Annotated in this window: 16 protein-coding genes; 10 read left to right on the plus strand and 6 right to left on the minus strand. The window is 42.3% G+C overall.

Going from position 1 to position 16,618, the window contains the following annotated elements:
* Positions 1-3 precede the first annotated feature (3 nt).
* Positions 4-966 (plus strand): transketolase family protein, encoded by a 963-nt coding sequence (locus IGJ12_RS02685; RefSeq protein WP_430619313.1) that lies wholly within the window; start codon positions 4-6, stop codon positions 964-966.
* A gap of 115 nt (positions 967-1,081) precedes the next feature.
* Here IGJ12_RS02685 and IGJ12_RS02690 read toward each other — a convergent pair whose 3' ends face one another.
* Together IGJ12_RS02690 and IGJ12_RS02695 are read right to left on the minus strand one after the other, a co-directional pair.
* Positions 1,082-2,551 carry a PH domain-containing protein gene (locus IGJ12_RS02690; protein WP_430619314.1) on the minus strand — a complete coding sequence of 490 codons (1,470 nt, stop codon included), beginning with the start codon at positions 2,549-2,551 and terminating at the stop codon, positions 1,082-1,084.
* Positions 2,541-3,032, minus strand: a complete 492-nt coding sequence (locus IGJ12_RS02695) for a PH domain-containing protein (RefSeq protein WP_008377928.1) — start codon at positions 3,030-3,032, stop codon at positions 2,541-2,543. The genes IGJ12_RS02690 and IGJ12_RS02695 overlap by 11 nt, the downstream gene beginning before the upstream one ends.
* Before the next feature lie 501 nt (positions 3,033-3,533).
* Here IGJ12_RS02695 and IGJ12_RS02700 point away from each other — a divergent pair.
* Complete coding sequence (locus tag IGJ12_RS02700; protein WP_430619581.1) at positions 3,534-3,677, plus strand: hypothetical protein; 144 nt, start codon at positions 3,534-3,536, stop codon at positions 3,675-3,677.
* A gap of 380 nt (positions 3,678-4,057) precedes the next feature.
* Positions 4,058-4,903 (plus strand): class I SAM-dependent methyltransferase, encoded by an 846-nt coding sequence (locus tag IGJ12_RS02705; protein WP_016611319.1) that lies wholly within the window; start codon positions 4,058-4,060, stop codon positions 4,901-4,903.
* Positions 4,904-5,017: 114 nt separating this feature from the next.
* Here the strand turns inward: IGJ12_RS02705 and IGJ12_RS02710 are convergent, their stop codons facing one another.
* The 3 genes from IGJ12_RS02710 to IGJ12_RS02720 all read right to left on the minus strand — a co-directional run bounded on the left by IGJ12_RS02710 (position 5,018) and on the right by IGJ12_RS02720 (position 7,045).
* On the minus strand, positions 5,018-5,479 hold the full coding sequence (locus IGJ12_RS02710) for a GNAT family N-acetyltransferase (RefSeq protein WP_005232035.1): 462 nt from the start codon (positions 5,477-5,479) through the stop codon (positions 5,018-5,020).
* A 98-nt stretch (positions 5,480-5,577) separates the two neighbouring features.
* Positions 5,578-6,147, minus strand: a complete 570-nt coding sequence (locus tag IGJ12_RS02715; protein WP_035006572.1) for a hypothetical protein — start codon at positions 6,145-6,147, stop codon at positions 5,578-5,580.
* The gene (locus IGJ12_RS02720; RefSeq protein WP_430619315.1) at positions 6,137-7,045 is read right to left on the minus strand and encodes a helix-turn-helix transcriptional regulator; all 909 of its coding nucleotides are present in this window, start codon (positions 7,043-7,045) and stop codon (positions 6,137-6,139) included. Before IGJ12_RS02720 ends, IGJ12_RS02715 begins: the two co-directional genes overlap by 11 nt.
* A 93-nt stretch (positions 7,046-7,138) precedes the next feature.
* On the opposite strand from IGJ12_RS02720, the gene IGJ12_RS02725 reads away from it, so the two are divergent.
* The 5 genes from IGJ12_RS02725 (at position 7,139) to IGJ12_RS02745 (ending at position 12,989) form a co-directional block, all read left to right on the plus strand.
* Positions 7,139-7,555, plus strand: coding sequence for an effector binding domain-containing protein (locus IGJ12_RS02725; RefSeq protein ID WP_430619316.1), 417 nt, complete (start codon positions 7,139-7,141; stop codon positions 7,553-7,555).
* Between the two features lie 27 nt (positions 7,556-7,582).
* Complete coding sequence (locus IGJ12_RS02730; protein ID WP_061053753.1) at positions 7,583-8,095, plus strand: ClbS/DfsB family four-helix bundle protein; 513 nt, start codon at positions 7,583-7,585, stop codon at positions 8,093-8,095.
* Between the two features lie 274 nt (positions 8,096-8,369).
* Entirely contained in the window at positions 8,370-9,101 is a 732-nt protein-coding gene (locus tag IGJ12_RS02735) for a class I SAM-dependent methyltransferase (protein WP_061053754.1), read from the plus strand.
* Positions 9,102-9,467: 366 nt separating this feature from the next.
* A complete protein-coding gene (locus tag IGJ12_RS02740; RefSeq protein WP_144330642.1) occupies positions 9,468-11,831 on the plus strand; it encodes an HAD-IC family P-type ATPase in 2,364 nt (787 codons plus the stop codon).
* A 231-nt stretch (positions 11,832-12,062) separates the two neighbouring features.
* Complete coding sequence (locus IGJ12_RS02745) at positions 12,063-12,989, plus strand: LacI family DNA-binding transcriptional regulator (RefSeq protein WP_008377949.1); 927 nt, start codon at positions 12,063-12,065, stop codon at positions 12,987-12,989.
* 413 nt (positions 12,990-13,402) lie between these two features.
* Here IGJ12_RS02745 and IGJ12_RS02750 read toward each other — a convergent pair whose 3' ends face one another.
* Positions 13,403-13,591: a hypothetical protein gene (locus tag IGJ12_RS02750; protein WP_005227564.1), complete on the minus strand. Its 189-nt coding sequence runs from the start codon at positions 13,589-13,591 to the stop codon at positions 13,403-13,405.
* A gap of 954 nt (positions 13,592-14,545) precedes the next feature.
* Here IGJ12_RS02750 and IGJ12_RS02755 point away from each other — a divergent pair.
* Entirely contained in the window at positions 14,546-15,070 is a 525-nt protein-coding gene (locus IGJ12_RS02755; RefSeq protein WP_430619317.1) for a hypothetical protein, read from the plus strand.
* 231 nt (positions 15,071-15,301) lie between these two features.
* Positions 15,302-16,609 carry a DUF3440 domain-containing protein gene (locus IGJ12_RS02760; protein WP_008377955.1) on the plus strand — a complete coding sequence of 436 codons (1,308 nt, stop codon included), beginning with the start codon at positions 15,302-15,304 and terminating at the stop codon, positions 16,607-16,609.
* Positions 16,610-16,618: the final 9 nt, after the last annotated feature.

The following is a 16,618-nucleotide window of genomic DNA, read 5'->3' on the forward strand; positions in this document are numbered from 1 at the left end:
GGCATGTTTACATTAAGCAAAACCACTGCTACTGGTAAAGAGCTGCGAACATGTGTCGTTGACACATTGGTGGAACTCATGGATGAAAATAACCAGCTAGTTGCGTTGGATGCCGACCTTGGCTCTGCCAGCGGCTGGACAGCGATTGCCAACAAACATCCCCAACGCTTTATCAACATGGGGATCGCGGAAGCCAATATGGTTGGCGTCGCTGCTGGCTTGAGTTTAACTGGCTATACACCTTTTATCCACACTTTTGGGCCATTTGCAACGCGCCGGGTATTCGATCAGCTGTTTATTTCTGGCGGCTATGGCGGCAATACGATCAATATTTACGGTTCTGATCCGGGGTTTGCAGTCGGACACAACGGCGGCACCCATACGACATGGGAAGATGTGGCTTTGATGCGAATGATTCCCCAATCGATCGTCTGCGATGCAGCGGATGAAGTCCAAATGGCGTGGATCATAAAAACCTTTAGCCAATTATCCGGCGTTCATTACGTACGAGGCAATCGGAAAGCTGTTCCAACGATTTATGAAAAAGGCTCGACCTTTGAACTAGGGAAAGGCAATGTTTTAAGACCAGGCGATGAACTGTTGTTGATTGCCAGTGGCCAACTGGTTTCTGAAACACTGCAAGTGGCAGAAGAATTAGCAGAAATAGGAATCAGCTGCGAAGTGATCGACATGTTCACCATCAAACCGATCGATAAAGAATTGATCATCCGCGAAGTTCAGGGAAAACGGCAAGTCATCACCATCGAAAATCATTCTATCACCGGTGGACTAGGGAGTGCCGTCGCCGAAGTGCTTGCTGAAACTGGCAGTGCTGTTCCCTTAAAACGTATTGGTGTCAACGAACGATTTGGCCAAGTCGGCACACCCGATTTCCTGCAAAAAGAATATGGCTTAGATGCTGCTTCAATCAAGCAGCAAATAGTTGAGGGGAAGGTCAGGGAATAGAAAAAGGAAGCATCAACGAATCAATGGTTGATGCTTCCTTTTCATTCCTTTCAGGTCTTGCGAAAAAACGTCAAACAGCGCGTAAGTCTTGCTGTTTGACGTTTTTTTGTGTGAACTAAGACAAAAACCAGCGCCGTAACTTTTCTGCTTCGGTTAATGGGAAGTAGAACAGCTTACTTTCGGTGAAGGTATCTTCGGTTTTGATGGTCAACTGTGACTTGCCCAGCCCTTTTTTGTGCTGCCAATACGTCGTGGTGACGGTGAAATCTTGGATTTTATTTTTCTTCAGATAAGCGGTCACCTTTGTTAAGCCGCGAATCGTTTGACACAACAATACATGGTTATCTAAAAATTGATACCCTTGTATTTTGCCCCGCCAGATGCTTGATAACACGAAGGAGCCAAAGAACACGAAGAAAATCAGCGCTAACCACCAGAAAAAGAAGGCGGAGATTCCTACAACAAGCAGCCCGATAAGCAGTGGCCAATGGCAAAAGTACCAAAAGTTGGGTCGCGGATTTTTCACTAGAGCAGTTTGTTGAAACGACCATTCAGGTAAAAAGCGGGCCAATGTTTCGGTCAGCTGCGCCTCTTTCAAAATGGGGAACAGATAGACCGTATCATCGCTTTCTGAAGAACTGCCAGCAGCCAGCAGTAACTTGACGGAGCTTAGATGAAAGATTCGGCGATAAAGATTTTGTTCGACACTTAGCCCTTGGATCCTAGCGAGGGGAATCGTTTGGTGTCGTTTAGAAAACAAGCCTTGCGTGATCAGCAGCTGTTGTTGGTTCGTTTCCACCGTAAAGCCATAATAGCGGAAAATATTTCTAGCAATCGCAAGAAAGAAAAACAAAATTAACAGCCCCAGCAAAAGCGCAGCACCAAATAAAAGGCCGAGTTGCTGCAAATCCGATGCATAGGTAAAGAGATTGGGAATGTTGTCGATCACGTTGTAGCCGATGACTAGAACCAAGGTGAAAACAGAAAAATCAGTGAGAGAAAACAAGAAAATCTCCTTGAATTTCAAAGTGAATGTTTCTAACGGCGGATTTGCTGTTTCCTCACCCGAAAAAACAGTAGCGTAATTATTGGTTGGTTCTTCTCCACTAGTTGCTTGGGCAGTCGGCTCTTGTGGTGTTGCAGCTGCTTTTTTTGACGCTTCGATGGAGGCAATGAGAGCCAGCGGCAACGCTGGGAAAAGAATTTCGGCTTCGCCACTCGAACTTGCGGCGCTTTCCAATTTCACTTCAGCTAATTTAAATGGACGTAAATAAAAGTAATGATTCTCTTGAATGGTTTGGATGCGTTCAAATGGCAAAATCGTTTGTTTTTGGATAAAGAGTCCTTTGTTGACTAGTACACTCGTTTGATCGATTTGAAAGGTAAAGCGGGCGTAAGACAGTACCGCAAAAATCAGACACACCAGTAAAAATAGCAGAATGCCGCCCAGAATCATCGGCAAAGAAGGGACGTCGTTGAATAATTTGAATACAAGCAGAAACGCTAGTACCAGAAAATTTTTGCAATTTTTGAACCAGTAAAGGCCAATGCACAGCAACGGCAGTCGTTGTTTTTCATAGATCATCTTTGACCACCTCGACTAAAGTCATAATGGTTTCTCGCAAGCGTTCGGCTTGCGCCACTGGTAGGCCTTCAATGGTGTGGTTGGTGGCAGCCGTATGAATCTGTAAGGAGACTAAGGAGTATTTTCGCAAAAAGATCCCTTGGTCTGTTTCGATATGCTGAATTCGGCGGATCGGAATATACGTGGTGCTGCGAAATAGATAGCCGTGTTGAATGGCGATATCATTTTCTTGAATCTCGTAGCGATGGAATTTGTAACGGTAGTTCATTAGCACAAAAGAAAGCAGATGGCTGATCAAAGTCAGCGCCAATAAGCTTGACCAAAGGGTGATCACCCAGAAATGCAGCCAGTTTTGCGTGGCTAGAAACCAAAAAGAAGCAGCGAAAATCAGGCTGAAAATAATCAGTGACGTAATCCTTCGCAACCGCCAAACACGAATGATGGTCTGAGGCATTTGTTCATTTAATAAGGGATAATTCAAGGGGAACATCCTCTCTACATAGAAATAAATAGGGTTACCCACAAATATAGTGGAGATAGAAGAAAAAAACAAGGTCAGGAATTAAAAATAGTTAATTGTGATTTAAATATTGATGCGAATAGGTACAAAAAAGAAAAAGCCACGTTTGGTTAACCAATGAGCATGAGTTTGTTCGTCATGAAAAAAGCGAATCTGCTATTGACTCTCCCTCAAGAGGAGCCAGTATGCTTTAGTAGAATAGGGCGATTTCTGTAGAAAATGATCGAGGTTGCTGGGCTGTCAAAAGAAATCAATGGACGCAAAACAATTGATCAACTGACCTTTTTGGTATTGGAATACCGCTGGTCGTACTATTTTTGACCAATAGGATTGGTGGAGATAAAGTGAGGGGGCTGTTTCTTATACATCACAAGATAGTGGCAGATAGAAGAAGTACCAGAAGCAGTTTGTACGGTCCATAGAGGAGCCTATGCAGAATTTCCGAAAGCCTATGCTGCAGTTATCCAGTTTGTTGAAAACAACGGCTATCGAATCACAGTGCCTTTTCGTGAAAGCTATATTGATGGTATTTGGAATAAAGAAAGTGAAGAGGAAGGGCTGACTGAGATCCAGCTTCCTGTTGAAAAAATCAGCAGGCGACAGTAAGCAAAGACGTAGTTTGATGCAGTTTTTTTGTTAGGCAAGGTGTGAATTGCAGTAAGAACTTCTTTTATCGAAGGAAAGCAGGCGATTCCCATTGACAAATCGACTAGCGCCTTCTAAACTAAAAGCAGAAAAACAAGAGAAAAAGGTGATGGCTCCGGCCTATCTGCTGTTATTCCTTCGTTAACAGGGGTAGGACTGGAAAAGAGTAAATAAAATCAATTTCATAGGCAAAAAATTGACTGCATGCAGTTTTATTTGAAGTGCCTATCATTGATTTTATTTTACTCTTCGCTTTTTGATCTTCATCGTTTGAAGGTTGACCGCAGAGTGAAATCTGCGGTCTTTTTTGTTTTTCAATTATTTTGAAAGGGGAAAATAAGATGTACCAAGAATTGAGAAAGGCAATCGAGCGGCCACCGCTCTATAAAAAAATGGCAGAGGCGTTTTGGGACGATGCGTATATTTCCAAGCAAATGTTAAAGGCTCATTTGGATCCTGATTTTGAGGGAGCTAGTAGAAAGGTTGACTTTATCAACGAATCCGTTCGATGGATCAGTCGCCTTGTTCCGCCAGAAAAACAGACGCAACTTCTTGATATCGGCTGCGGACCAGGGATCTACGCGGAAAAATTTGCAGCGCTGGGCTATGAAGTGACAGGCGTTGATTACTCCAGAAGATCCCTTACCTATGCGAGAGATTCTGCGAATAAGCGGGAACTAAATATTACCTATCTATTTGATAACTATTTGGAGATGGCATTGCCTCAGCAATTTGATTTTATTACCTTGATTTATTGCGACTATGGTGCCTTAAATCCAGAGGAACGCAAACTACTGCTAAAAAATGTGCTGGCGCATCTAAAACCGGGTGGCAAATTTTTGTTCGATGTATTTACGATTGAACAGTTTTTAACGCTTAATGAAGAGCAGACCTGGGAAAGTCACGAATCAGAAGGGTTTTGGCGGGGGGAGCCCCATCTTGTGCTATATCAACGATGGAAATATCCTGATCACGTCTTGCTGGAGCAAACAACGATTTTAGCAGAAGGTGAGACCACAAATTATTACTTATGGACGACCTATTTTACAAAAGATGCATTGCTGAGGGAAGTTCAGGCTGCAGGCTTTGATATCTGTGAGGTATTTGGCGATGCTAAAGGCAGTCCTTATAGCGAAGAAGATTCAACAATGGCGATACTTTTGAAGAAGCCACAACTGAAAGAGTAGTTTTCTGTAAATAGAAACAAAAAGAAACGATGATTTTTCGTCGTTTCTTTTTGTTTGGCTCGGAACTGATCGATCAATTTTTTCGTACTAATGATCGGGCCTATTCAACACTACTCATTCAGCGAAACGTCGAACCATCGTAATATCTGTTTCCAAATAGCCCATTTTTTTGTATAGCTGATACGCAGATTGATTATGGGCAAAAACGTGCAAGCCGATCTCAGTGATGCCTTGCTGGATCGCCCACTTTTCCAAAGCTTGTAACGCTTTGGTTCCATAGCCTTTTCCTCGCTGGTCTTCCTCGATGATAAAGTCATAGATGAAGGCTTTCTGGGCAGCTGTGTTGATCCAAATCACCCCGATCGGTTCACTAAAATCAGCTGCAAATAAAGAAAACAAGTGATTGTTTTCAGTGGCAGTCCCTTGAGGAAGTAAAGAAGCAAAGCTTTCTTTGGCGAGGGAGAGGGCCTCGTCTTTGGCCCATGTGCCTGCTTGGACTTTGTCATTGGCGTATTCGAAAACAGCATTGGCTAAGTAGGCAGCGTAGTCGCTGTCTTTCATTGGTATTAAGTTCATCTATTTCTCCTTTCGTCCTTTTGGATTCTCCCTATCTTGCAGAATGATTGCAGTAAGGGTAAATGGGGACGTTTGATTGGTAACTATTTGTTCCCCCTTCAGTTGAAGGTCTCTGACAACGGGTCTCGTCGTTGAAACAAAAACAGGTCATCCGGTGCAAACTGGTGGCGTGCATCGCAAGTATAGCCCCGCAACCAGTCACAACCATCGATGCGGCGAACGTAGAATCCTTTGGGGAAATCGTCGGTTTTCTCCAAAGGCATAGAAGCGATCGTGATTGCGGCAGCTGGCGCTTTTCCTTGGGATTTCAGTCCGGTGCTATTTGCCAGTTGATGATAACTGAGGCGAAAGTGTAAGGCCATTTCCAATGTACAATCGGTCAGTCCATAAGAAGGTGCAGCTGCAAAAATCTCCGTCAACGAGCCACCTTGTGTGAGTCCCAGTTCTTTAAGGGAAACAATCACACAAGTAGTACGCTGTTTATCGGCACTGAGGGAGAGGTGGGGATGGCGCAAGAGCTGGTTGGCATACGCGTTTAAGTGAATCTGCTGTTCTTCCAACTGCTGGCAAAGGCGGGCTAGCGAAACCCCGCCATAGTCTACGATCACTTCTTTCAAATCAAACACTCCTTTCAATAGGGATCCATTTCTTGAAAAATCAGTTCGCACCCTCGTTCTCAGTCAAATTGGCATAAATCGCAGCAACTTCTTCTTGGTAACGATTCTTTAGTCGAGGGGGACTTAAAATGCGTAGGCTTTTTCCAAAAGAGAACAAATAGGGCACCACCCAGCTTTCCTCGGGTAAATCAACGGTAACCACAGCAGTGCCTTCCTCCGTCAAAGTAATATCCTGATGATCGAACTCATCATATACCCGATAAAGAACGTCGGCTTGAAAGAATAGACGAGCGGGATAGGTGTCAACAGTCAATTCAATGGCAGAATTAGGCGCAGTGACCGGAAAAAAATGCTGTTCAGTGACGCGGACCTGACTCATACGGCTGATTTTAAATGTCCGAAAGGCATTCTTTTGCTGGTCGAAGGCTTGCAGATACCATGCTTGCGAACGAAAAAGCAGTTTGTAAGGCTGACAGACGCGTTTTTGCGGTCCCTGTTTACTGATATAGTCAAAGGTGATCACGTGGTTCCTTAAAATACTCTTTTTTAATAAATCAAACGTGTCGTTGCCGTTTTCTCGCCGATGCCAAGTGGAAAAATCAACTTCTAGCCAGTCTGCATCGTTTTGCTGGAATAAGGATTGCAGTTTTGCCAATGATTCTCCGCTGATCTGTGGCGTCAGCTGGCGAATCCCTTTCAACGCCAAAAGCAGGTTTTTCCGTTCTTCCTCTGATAATAACACTTTATCCAACACAAAACTGCTTAACAAATAGACGCCGCCATTTCGACCCGTTTCGGTATAGATGGGTACGCCAATACTGCTTAAGGTATTGATATCTCTGGTGATGGTGCGAGTCGAGACTTCAAATTGTTTGGCTAATTCAGAAGTGGTTGCTTTTTCATGATTCAACAGGTGGTAGATAAGGCCGAACAGGCGTGTCGTGCTCACTTGGTTTACTCCTTTTATAAAAAGATGATAAAACACTGACAGAAGGTGTCTAGGTTTCTATCGTATCATAAAGACAAAGAAGGAGGAACTCCAATGAAATTTTCGATAATGGCAACGGAAAGAACCAATAATTTTACTGATCCAGCGATTCAAGCAAAAATCACTGGCTTATGGGGGAAAAACAGCGAGGCGGTCAAGAAAGCCGCAGAAAAAGGAACGGTCATCGCTTGCGTTTACCACGAGTATGAGTCAAACTATCAAGGAGACTATGCCGTTTCGCTTTGTTTCGAAGAAACGGAGCAAGCAGACTTTGATACAGAAAAATATACTTGGAAAAAGTATCCGGTCGATTGGCGCGATGCGCAGGGCATTCTGACTACTTGGCGTCAAGTCTGGTCAGAGGAAGAAAACCAGCAGTTGCAGCGCAGGTATTCCTTTGATTTCGAACAGTATGCGCCAGACGGCGAAGTAACGATTTTTATCGCCATTGAAGAAAGCGACAAAGAGTAACCATTTTCCTGAATAGGAGGACAGTCAATGAGACAGTACGAAAGCAAAGCAGACTTGATCCAAGAGATCACAGAACGTTACCAAAAATTTCGCCAAGAATTTGTTGAAATTCCCGAAGCGTTACGAAATCAACGGATAGCAAGTGTCGACAAGACCCCTTCAGAAAATTTGTCTTACCAAATCGGCTGGGTCAGTTTGTTATTGTCATGGGAAACACAGGAACAACAAGGGATGAGCGTTCACACACCTGCTGAAGGGTATAAATGGAACAACCTTGGTGGATTGTATCAATCCTTTTATCAGACATATGGCAGTTTGACCTTAGCACAGCAGCAAGAGCTCTTAGACCAAAAGGTGACGGCACTTTGCCAGTGGATCGAAGGCTTATCCGATCAGGAATTGTTTGAAGCAGGGCAACGGGATTGGGCAACCACCAAAGCACAGTGGCCAGTCTATAAATGGATCCATATCAATACAGTAGCACCCTTTACCAATTTCCGAACGAAAATCCGAAAATGGAAAAAGGAAGCACTGCATTGATCAATAGAGAAATGAATGAATCGAACAGGAAAATCACACCCTTTTCATAGTGTGATTTTTTGCTGTACATAAAAAAACGGTTTATTGAGAAACAATGGCAAAGAAGCGCCAGCGACTTGCTATCAATTGTGAGAGACTGAAAATCGTGCTATGATGGCGTTAATCAGAGCAAGGAGGAAAAAGCTGATGTGTGGTGGCATTATTTCCCAAAAAATTGCCTAAGCCCATGTAGATCAAGACCAGCAAAAAACGATTTACATGGGAGGAACAAATGATGAAAGAAAACAAATATGATGACCAAACGTTTTTTACGAAATACAGTGAAATGACTCGTTCGCAAAAAGGCCTGCAAGGAGCTGGGGAATGGCAGACGCTAGAAAAAATGTTGCCTGATTTCGAAAAAAAGCAGGTACTTGATTTAGGCTGCGGGTATGGATGGCATTGCCAATATGCTGTAAACCATGGAGCGGCAGCAGTACTAGGAACTGACATATCTCAACGGATGCTCGAGGAGGCCAAGAAAAGGCACCCTGATCCGAAAATAACGTATCAATGTGTCGCAATGGAAGAAGTGACACTTCCTCCAGCCACAATAGACGTTGTTTTAAGTTCATTGGCGTTTCACTATGTGGCAACGTTCGAAACATTGATCAAAAGCATATCGGTCTGGCTGAAACCTGGTGGTGTACTCGTATTTTCGGTGGAGCATCCGGTTTATACTGCGGAAGGATCGCAAGATTGGCAGTATGATAGGCAGGGGGGGATCCAGCATTTCCCAGTCGATCATTACTATTATGAAGGCAAGCGGGAAGCGCAATTTTTAGGTGAAACGGTGACCAAATACCATCGTACCCTGACAACCTATTTAATGACCTTATTGCAAAACGGCTTCATTTTAGAAAAAGTGATTGAGCCGCAGCCGCCAGAAGAATTACTGGAAGTACCGGGAATGAAAGACGAAATGCGCCGACCAATGATGCTGCTAATAGCTGCTAGAAAAAGCTGACTTAAAGAATTGTTAAACAGTTGATCTGTGAAGATCAGCTGTTTTTTTGTTTTGTGTCATCGTAAGAAACAACCGATGAAGCCTGTGATCGCTTGATGTGTAGTGGGTTGAGTTAACAAAATAAACTGTTATTTTAATTCCTAAAGTGACGCGAAGGTGACAAAAATGAAACGCCATTACTTAAAAGGGTATGCTATATTTTAGACAGTACTTGTTTTTTTACGGAAAAAAGCCGATAGATGATGGCGTAACTTACGCAATCGCCGCCAATTGGTTTTATAGAAAAAACGCAAAACCATTCCCAAGTCCGATGCACGTTTGCTGAATATTCAGCAAACGAAAAGTAAATGACTATGATTAGAAAGGGTGAGGATCATCGAAAACAACCAAACCATTGGCTTAACGTCAGGGGAAGTCAAGGCGCGGGTGCAGCGCGGTCAAGTCAATAAGACAAAAAAGGATACGACGAATACGTACCCGAAAATCCTGTTTACCAATATCTTTACCTTTTTCAATTTAATCAACTGTGTCCTATTCTTTCTCGTCTGTTTGACGGGTTCTTATCAAAACGGTTTGTTCGTCTTTGTTGTCTTCAGCAATGTGATCATCAATCTCTTTCAAGAAGTTCGTTCCAAACGAACGCTAGATAAGCTGGCACTGCTAAAAGTTGCCAAAGCCGATGTTTATCGGGATGGTAAGCTGGAGAATTTGCCGATCCACAAACTCGTAATGGATGATGTGTTACGACTGAAAAGCGGGGATCAAGTGCCGACGGATGCCAAAGTCATTCAAGGATCTTTAGAAGTCAATGAATCCTTGCTGACTGGTGAAATGGATACGATCCACAAACAGCCAGCAGACGAGTTGTTTTCTGGCAGTTTTATCACTGCTGGTGAAGCGTTGTGCCAAGTGATCCACATAGGCGCTGATAACTATATCGCAAAAATCAACAAAGAAGCCAAGACCATCAAACGACAAAAATACTTGATCCAAGGCAGTTTGAATAAAATCATTCGTTGGATCAGCTTGATTTTGGTACCGTTATGTACCCTCTTGTTTGTCAAACAGTTCTATTTCTCTCATGCGGCTTTCAACACCGCCATCTTACGGACGGTGGCGGCAGCTGTAGGGATGTTCCCCGAAGGTTTGTTTTTATTGACCAGTGTCACATTGACCATCAGTGCCGTCTATCTGGCGCGCAAAAAAGTGATGGTGCAGGAATTGAACTGCATTGATGCTTTGGCACGGGTCGATGTTCTTTGCTTAGACAAAACCGGCACGATCACCGAAGGCAAGATGACGGTGGAAAAGACGATTTCCTTACAATCGGAAACACCGTTGGCAGAAATCACCGGCAACTTAATGGCTCAGCTACCCGATCAGAACCCAACGGCAATGGCGCTACGAACCTTTTTTTCAGAAAAAACGACTTACCAGATGCAGCAAGTCATCCCCTTTTCATCTGACCGCAAATTCAGTTGTGTCACGTTTGAAGGGCAAGGCACTTATTTCATCGGAGCTGCGTCGATTTTACTGGGAACCAACCATGAAGCTGTCTTAAAACAGGAAAGACAGCTGGCAGAAGAAGGCTATCGGGTGATCGTTTTGGCGCACAGTGCGCAAGGCTATGAGGAGGCAGGACTGCCGACGGATATTGAACCGTTAGGATTTTATTTACTGTCAGACACGATCCGTGAAGATGCCAAAGAGACCTTGGAGTATTTTCGTTCACAAGCAATCCAATGCAAGATCATCTCTGGCGATGATCCAGTGACAGTCAGTCAAATCGCGAAAAAAGTCAATCTACCAGGGGCTGCTGATTTTATCGATGTATCAAAATTAACTGCAGCCGAATTAAAAGAAGCTGTCAGCAACTATCAGATTTTTGGTCGAGTGACGCCGCAACAAAAGAAAGAAATGGTACTCTACTTGAAAGAACAAGGGCATACTGTCGCGATGACTGGCGATGGCGTCAACGATGTTTTGGCGCTGAAAGAAGCCGACTGTTCCATCGCGATGGCTTCCGGTGTCGATGCTGCGCGTCAAGTATCAAATTTGGTGCTTTTGGAAAATCAATTCGATGCTTTGCCATCGGTCATGGATGAAGGCCGCCGAGTAATCAATAACATTACTCGCTCAGGTTCATTGGTGCTAGTGCAAGTCTTATTCTCCATCATGATCACTATGGGGACGTTGTTATCAGGAACGACATATCCTTTTGAGCCGATCCAATTAACGATCATCAATGCCTGCTTTGTCGGCATTCCGACCTTCTTTTTAAACTTTGAACCAGACTTCAATCGGATCAAAGGGGAATTTATGACAACGATTTTCAAAAATGCTTTTCCAACAGCATTGACGATTACGGTAGGAACTCTGCTGATCATCAACTTTGGCTATTGGTTCAACAGTAGCAGCAAAGCTCTATCGATCATGAGCATTATTTTTACCGCTTGGAACTATCGCTTGATCCAGAAAAAGGTCTATCCAGCTATCAACAGCTATCGAACGATGATTTTTTTCAGCACCCAGATCTTGTACTTTGCTGCCTTGATCGTCGGTCGTGACCTCTTTAACCTAGGCAATACCAGCTATCTCAACCTCATTCTCTTGATTGCCTTGTTGAATTTTTCCGCCTATATGCAACGCTTTGCGGATAAGGGCATCGAGTTACTGATGCGAAGGTATACGAAGAAACGTAAAAGCTTATCAAAAGAAATGATTCAGTAAACAGTAGAAAAACTGATTGCTTAAGTAGCGCTTGTAGCTTGCTAAGCAATCAGTTTTTGTTTATAAATAAATTTCTTTTATTTTCAAGGAGTCTAAGTCTTGCTATGAAACTCGTTTCATACCGTACAATCAACCAAGGGACCTTTTCAGAAAATTTATCGAAAGTGAATCAGTAAATTTTCTATGGTAGACTTAGGTCAATCGTAAAACAAACAGATAGGAATGAAGGAAATGGCAACGATACGCGATATAGCAAAAATCACTGGTTTTTCGATCACGACAGTCTCTCGTGTGATCAATGGCCATCCTTATGTCGATGAGCAAAAGCGAGCAGCGATTTTGGCGGTGATGGAAGAACTGGATTACAAACCGAATAAGATCGCCCAAAAGCTCAGCTCGGGGAAAACCTATAATATTGGGGTCATCGTGCCGTTTGTCAATCACGCCTTTTTTGATGGGATTCTAAATGGCATTATGGAAGAAGCCTTTGCTAAAAAATACAAAGTGACGTTATTGCCGACCAATTTTGATCGGAAATTGGAACTAGAATATCTAGAAGAATTCGCTGCAAAAGGGTTTGACGGATTGATCGTCATTACCCGCGCAAATCATATCGAGACGTTTTATCCCTACATGGAAAAAGGACCGATCGTTTTTTGTGAAAATTCGACCGGTACTGCTGTTCCTTTCGTTGCGATCGACTTGGTCGGCTCTGTGACAGCTAGTATCAATTATTTAAAAGAACAAGGCGTAAAACGTTTGGGACTGACGCTCGGGCGCAGCAAACGTCTTAGCTGCAATTCAGTCAATACCATCGCAAAAGCCAAGGAGCTGTTTCCTGCTTTTTCGGAAGCCGATATTTATTGGGATTGTATCAAAGCACAAGACGGGATTTCCGCAGCAGCCTTTTTTAAAGAACGAGGAATCGATGGGGTGATCACAAATGGAGACGAAATCGCAGCAATGATTTTGAATCAATACTCCCACGGGACAGCACCCATCGTGATTGGACAAGAAAACCTGCTTATCAGTCAAATGCTGCATTTTTCTTCCGTTGAGTTTCATCTGAATCAGTGCGGCAAAGAAGCCTTTCGCTTGTTTCAAGAAAGAAAACAAGAACAGATCATTCTGCCTTATGAACTTATTATTCGTGAATAATCATTGTCAAAAAAAGAACACACCTTATTACAAGAGGTGTGTTTTTGCCTGATTTTTAAAGGGAATTTGAGGAGATAAAATAAAAAAATAAAGAAAAAATCAATTTTGAATGCTTGCTTTTCACAGAGTAAAGGGCTACCATTGGTCTGTGGCTTTTTCGCCACAAAAATAGGAAACGTATCAGACAAGAGTACTTGGGGAAGATTCTCTTGGGGGAAGCCTGATACGTTTCCTTTTGTTCATTCTAACACTATTTATATATAAAGTAGAGAGATATTGAGTAGATAAATAAAAATACTGCTGTAATTGATGAATAGGAAAAGAGCAAGCTCACAAAGGACTACTTTCAAATCGTTTTCCTACAACATGTTGGATGGCAAATGGCTCCTCATGTTTTGGTTAATAAAAGAGGATCAACTAACTAATTGTGTGGCACCAACTAGAAAATTACATAGCTTAGCAACACCTGTTTCAGCTGTTTCTTTGATTAGAACAGTTGCAGTATTCTCGTAAACATGAATCACACTAACTTCTTGTAAACCGGTAAAGCCAATAACATTTGCCTGATAGTTTTGACCAGGGAACACTTGGTATTTTTCCATGTTTTTATCTCCTTCATTATTCTTATTTCAAAAGAATAATAATTAAAATTTAAGAAAAAGTAAAGTGAAACGATTTTTCATTCAAAAACACAGCCCTTTGGCGTTTGTCTCGAGTAGTTTCGATCTTTTTCTGCAATTTTTCATTATTTTTTTCAATAAATATGCGGTGGCTTATTGAACTTTATTCAAGAATATGTGCCTCTTTTTTTAGCAGCAACCACAGATTTCATCTAAACGAATGGGAGAAAACAGCAGCTGAATTGTTTGTTTTGTACCGGATTGGGGCTTATAATAAAAATAGGAAGAAGGATCGACGTCACCGCTTCCTAAATCAATTGAAAAGGGCGTGGAAGTTATGGAAAACGTATACCGAAATAACTTTGTCAAAAGAACTATTCAACTGATGTTTGCACCAAAAAAAATCAGAAAGCGTCCACCAGAACAATGGATCAAAATGCCTACCGACCGAGGTATTCGGAGAAAGGACGCGTGATCCAGCATCTCGCAGCTATGCGTGAAATAGTATTTGAAGAGAAAAGAACGTTAGGAAGTCCCGAACGCGGGACTTCCTTTTTTGTGTCAGTGACATTGGGAATTTAACGAGAAAGTAGTTGCCAGCAGGTTCTCTTGTGAAGGGCTCCTTTCAGAAAAGGATATAAAAGGAAGCTTGCACTTTTCCTAGCGCTCAATAGACGAACGGAAGAAATCAATAGATAGCAGTGTTAGTGGATAAAGGATCGAAAGGATTCTTTCCAGCTGTTTTCAATTTTAAATTGGGTTTTCCAAAAAGTATGATATTCAAAGTGGCGTTAGTCTACCTACATTATCAGAATGGATGATTGATAAAAGAAGGGGAATATAAAAGCCACTTTTTTCGCACATAGATTCTGTTAAAATAAACTTAGAGGTTCAAACCTGTAAAATAATCTTATAATTTTTAAAGAAGGTGAAAGCATGGACTACCCAGAAATCGCAGGTCATTTCCAGACAACATCCTTTGATCCCCAACCGTTTGTGCAAACGGCGATCGATGATCGAAAGGTAAGAGAGAGGCTAGTGGAGAATGTCGTTGATGGTCAAAATCATATCAATGAGTATTTTAATAGTTATTTGATCATTAAAGAAGTAGCCGTTAAAAACCCTGAGCTGATTTATGATGAATGGGAACGGATCTGGGCATTGCATACCCATAAAAACTCCTATCATCGGTGGATCGCTCATGATTTGATCACTCAACTTTTGGTGATTGATCATGAAGACAAGTTTGAAGGGATCAAGCAAGAGTATGTACTGCTGCCTAAAGGAGAAAAAATTAGTAATTTCTTGAAAATGACTGAAAACATCCAGGAAGCCAGTCGATACAAAGACCTTCAGCAAGAGATTCAGCGTTTACTTGCGGATCAAGAATGGCTGTCCCACTTCAATGAAAAACAAGTGAAGCGTATTGAAAAAGTCCTTCAAACCCTTTTGGCTGAATGAATCAAGAAAAGCAATAAAACTTGTTTCAGAAGGAATTTTTCTACTATTTTTCTTGATTACTAGGAACAGTAGTGAGCAATGGGGAACACATTGCAATGATAGCTAACAATTATTTGCATGTATCGAATGCAAAATCTCCCTTAAGTCCTTGTAAGAAGCTAAGTGAAACTTTATACTAGAATGTAATACTTATTCAAAAAAAGGACAAATAAAATGAGGACATGAGCTTTTATGAAGAAATATTGTAAGGATAATGTGCTGGAAGCGGCGATGACGCGCCTGGAATATATTTTTGATACCTTTCCCCATGTTTATTTCTCTTTCAGTGGTGGAAAAGATAGCGGTGCCATGATTCAGTTGGCTGACCAAGTCGCCCGACAAAAAAAGAAAACTTTTGATCTGCTGATTTTAGATATCGAGGCAAATTATGATGCTACGAGAACGTTCATGGAAAAAATCAAAGCGTTACCAACTATCAATCAAACCTTTCACTTCTGTTTGCCCTTTTACGAGGACAACAATACTAGCGTATTTCAGCCACAATGGCTGATGTGGGATGAACAAGAACGTGAGAAGTGGGTACAGATGATGCCAAAAGATGCGATTTCACTTGCTGATTTAGATGAATCATTGATGGAAATCTATCAGAGTGCAAATATGAATCCAGATAAGTTCTTACGAAACTTTGCTCACTGGTACGCAAACTATCATCAGTGTGAACCCGTTGCTTGTGGCGTTGGCATCCGAACACAGGAAAGTCTATACCGATATCGGTCGATAACTTCGCCAAAGTATAACTTTCGGAAGCAATGCTGGATCAAACGGCAAGTAGCAGATTCCATGGTCGTCAATTTTTACCCCATCTATGATTGGAAGACAGAAGATGTCTGGGGCGCCTATGCCCATTTTGACTGGCCGATAAATGGCTTTTATGAAAAATTATATGATCATGGCGTTCCGATTCATCAAATGCGAATCTGTCAGCCTTATGGTATGCAGCAACGAAAAGGCTTATACCAATATGCTCTGGTGGAACCGGAAACGTGGGAACGGGTCGTCAACCGCGTGTCAGGAGCCAATTTTGGTCGATTGTATGCCCAGACGGGATTATTGGCGCATTACAATACGAGAAAGCCAAGTCATATGACTTGGCAAGAGTATGCGGTCTTTTTACTGGAATCAATTGGACTTTATTCAAAGAAATTACAGGACCATTATTACCGCAAAATCACGATCTTGATTGATCATTATCGAGAAAAGCACGGAATCGAAGTGGAAGACATTCCCGATGTGACCAAACGTAAGGAGTGGCTGAAAAACGAAGTGCTCTGGCATGACTGGAAAGGGATCGCTCGTGCGTTAGAAAAAAATGATTTTTCTTTGAGCACGCGACAATACAGTCTGACGAAAAAAGATGAGACGGAATTGTATGAGTTGGCGGTCGATTTTGGGGCGGCGTTGGGAATCGAGCATTTACCCAAGTATCAGTTAAAAAAATTGAATGCCAAATATGAGTATTTAACGAAAAAAATCACCTGACGATGGACG

It is taken from the genome of Enterococcus sp. DIV0802b, from assembly GCF_050543535.1.
Lineage (GTDB): Bacteria > Bacillota > Bacilli > Lactobacillales > Enterococcaceae > Enterococcus_D > Enterococcus_D entomosocium.

Bases quoted from the DNA above. Each gene is read 5' to 3' on its own strand.
- IGJ12_RS02755 (WP_430619317.1), top strand. From the start codon at position 14,546: ATGGACTACCCAGAAATCGCAGGTCATTTCCAGACAACATCCTTTGAT.
- IGJ12_RS02705 (WP_016611319.1), top strand. From the start codon at position 4,058: ATGTACCAAGAATTGAGAAAGGCAATCGAGCGGCCACCGCTCTATAAA.
- IGJ12_RS02735 (WP_061053754.1), top strand. From the start codon at position 8,370: ATGAAAGAAAACAAATATGATGACCAAACGTTTTTTACGAAATACAGT.
- IGJ12_RS02725 (WP_430619316.1), top strand. From the start codon at position 7,139: ATGAAATTTTCGATAATGGCAACGGAAAGAACCAATAATTTTACTGAT.
- IGJ12_RS02750 (WP_005227564.1), bottom strand. From the start codon at position 13,591: ATGGAAAAATACCAAGTGTTCCCTGGTCAAAACTATCAGGCAAATGTT.
- IGJ12_RS02685 (WP_430619313.1), top strand. From the start codon at position 4: ATGTTTACATTAAGCAAAACCACTGCTACTGGTAAAGAGCTGCGAACA.
- IGJ12_RS02730 (WP_061053753.1), top strand. From the start codon at position 7,583: ATGAGACAGTACGAAAGCAAAGCAGACTTGATCCAAGAGATCACAGAA.
- IGJ12_RS02690 (WP_430619314.1), bottom strand. From the start codon at position 2,551: ATGATCTATGAAAAACAACGACTGCCGTTGCTGTGCATTGGCCTTTAC.
- IGJ12_RS02710 (WP_005232035.1), bottom strand. From the start codon at position 5,479: ATGAACTTAATACCAATGAAAGACAGCGACTACGCTGCCTACTTAGCC.
- IGJ12_RS02760 (WP_008377955.1), top strand. From the start codon at position 15,302: ATGAAGAAATATTGTAAGGATAATGTGCTGGAAGCGGCGATGACGCGC.
- IGJ12_RS02745 (WP_008377949.1), top strand. From the start codon at position 12,063: ATGGCAACGATACGCGATATAGCAAAAATCACTGGTTTTTCGATCACG.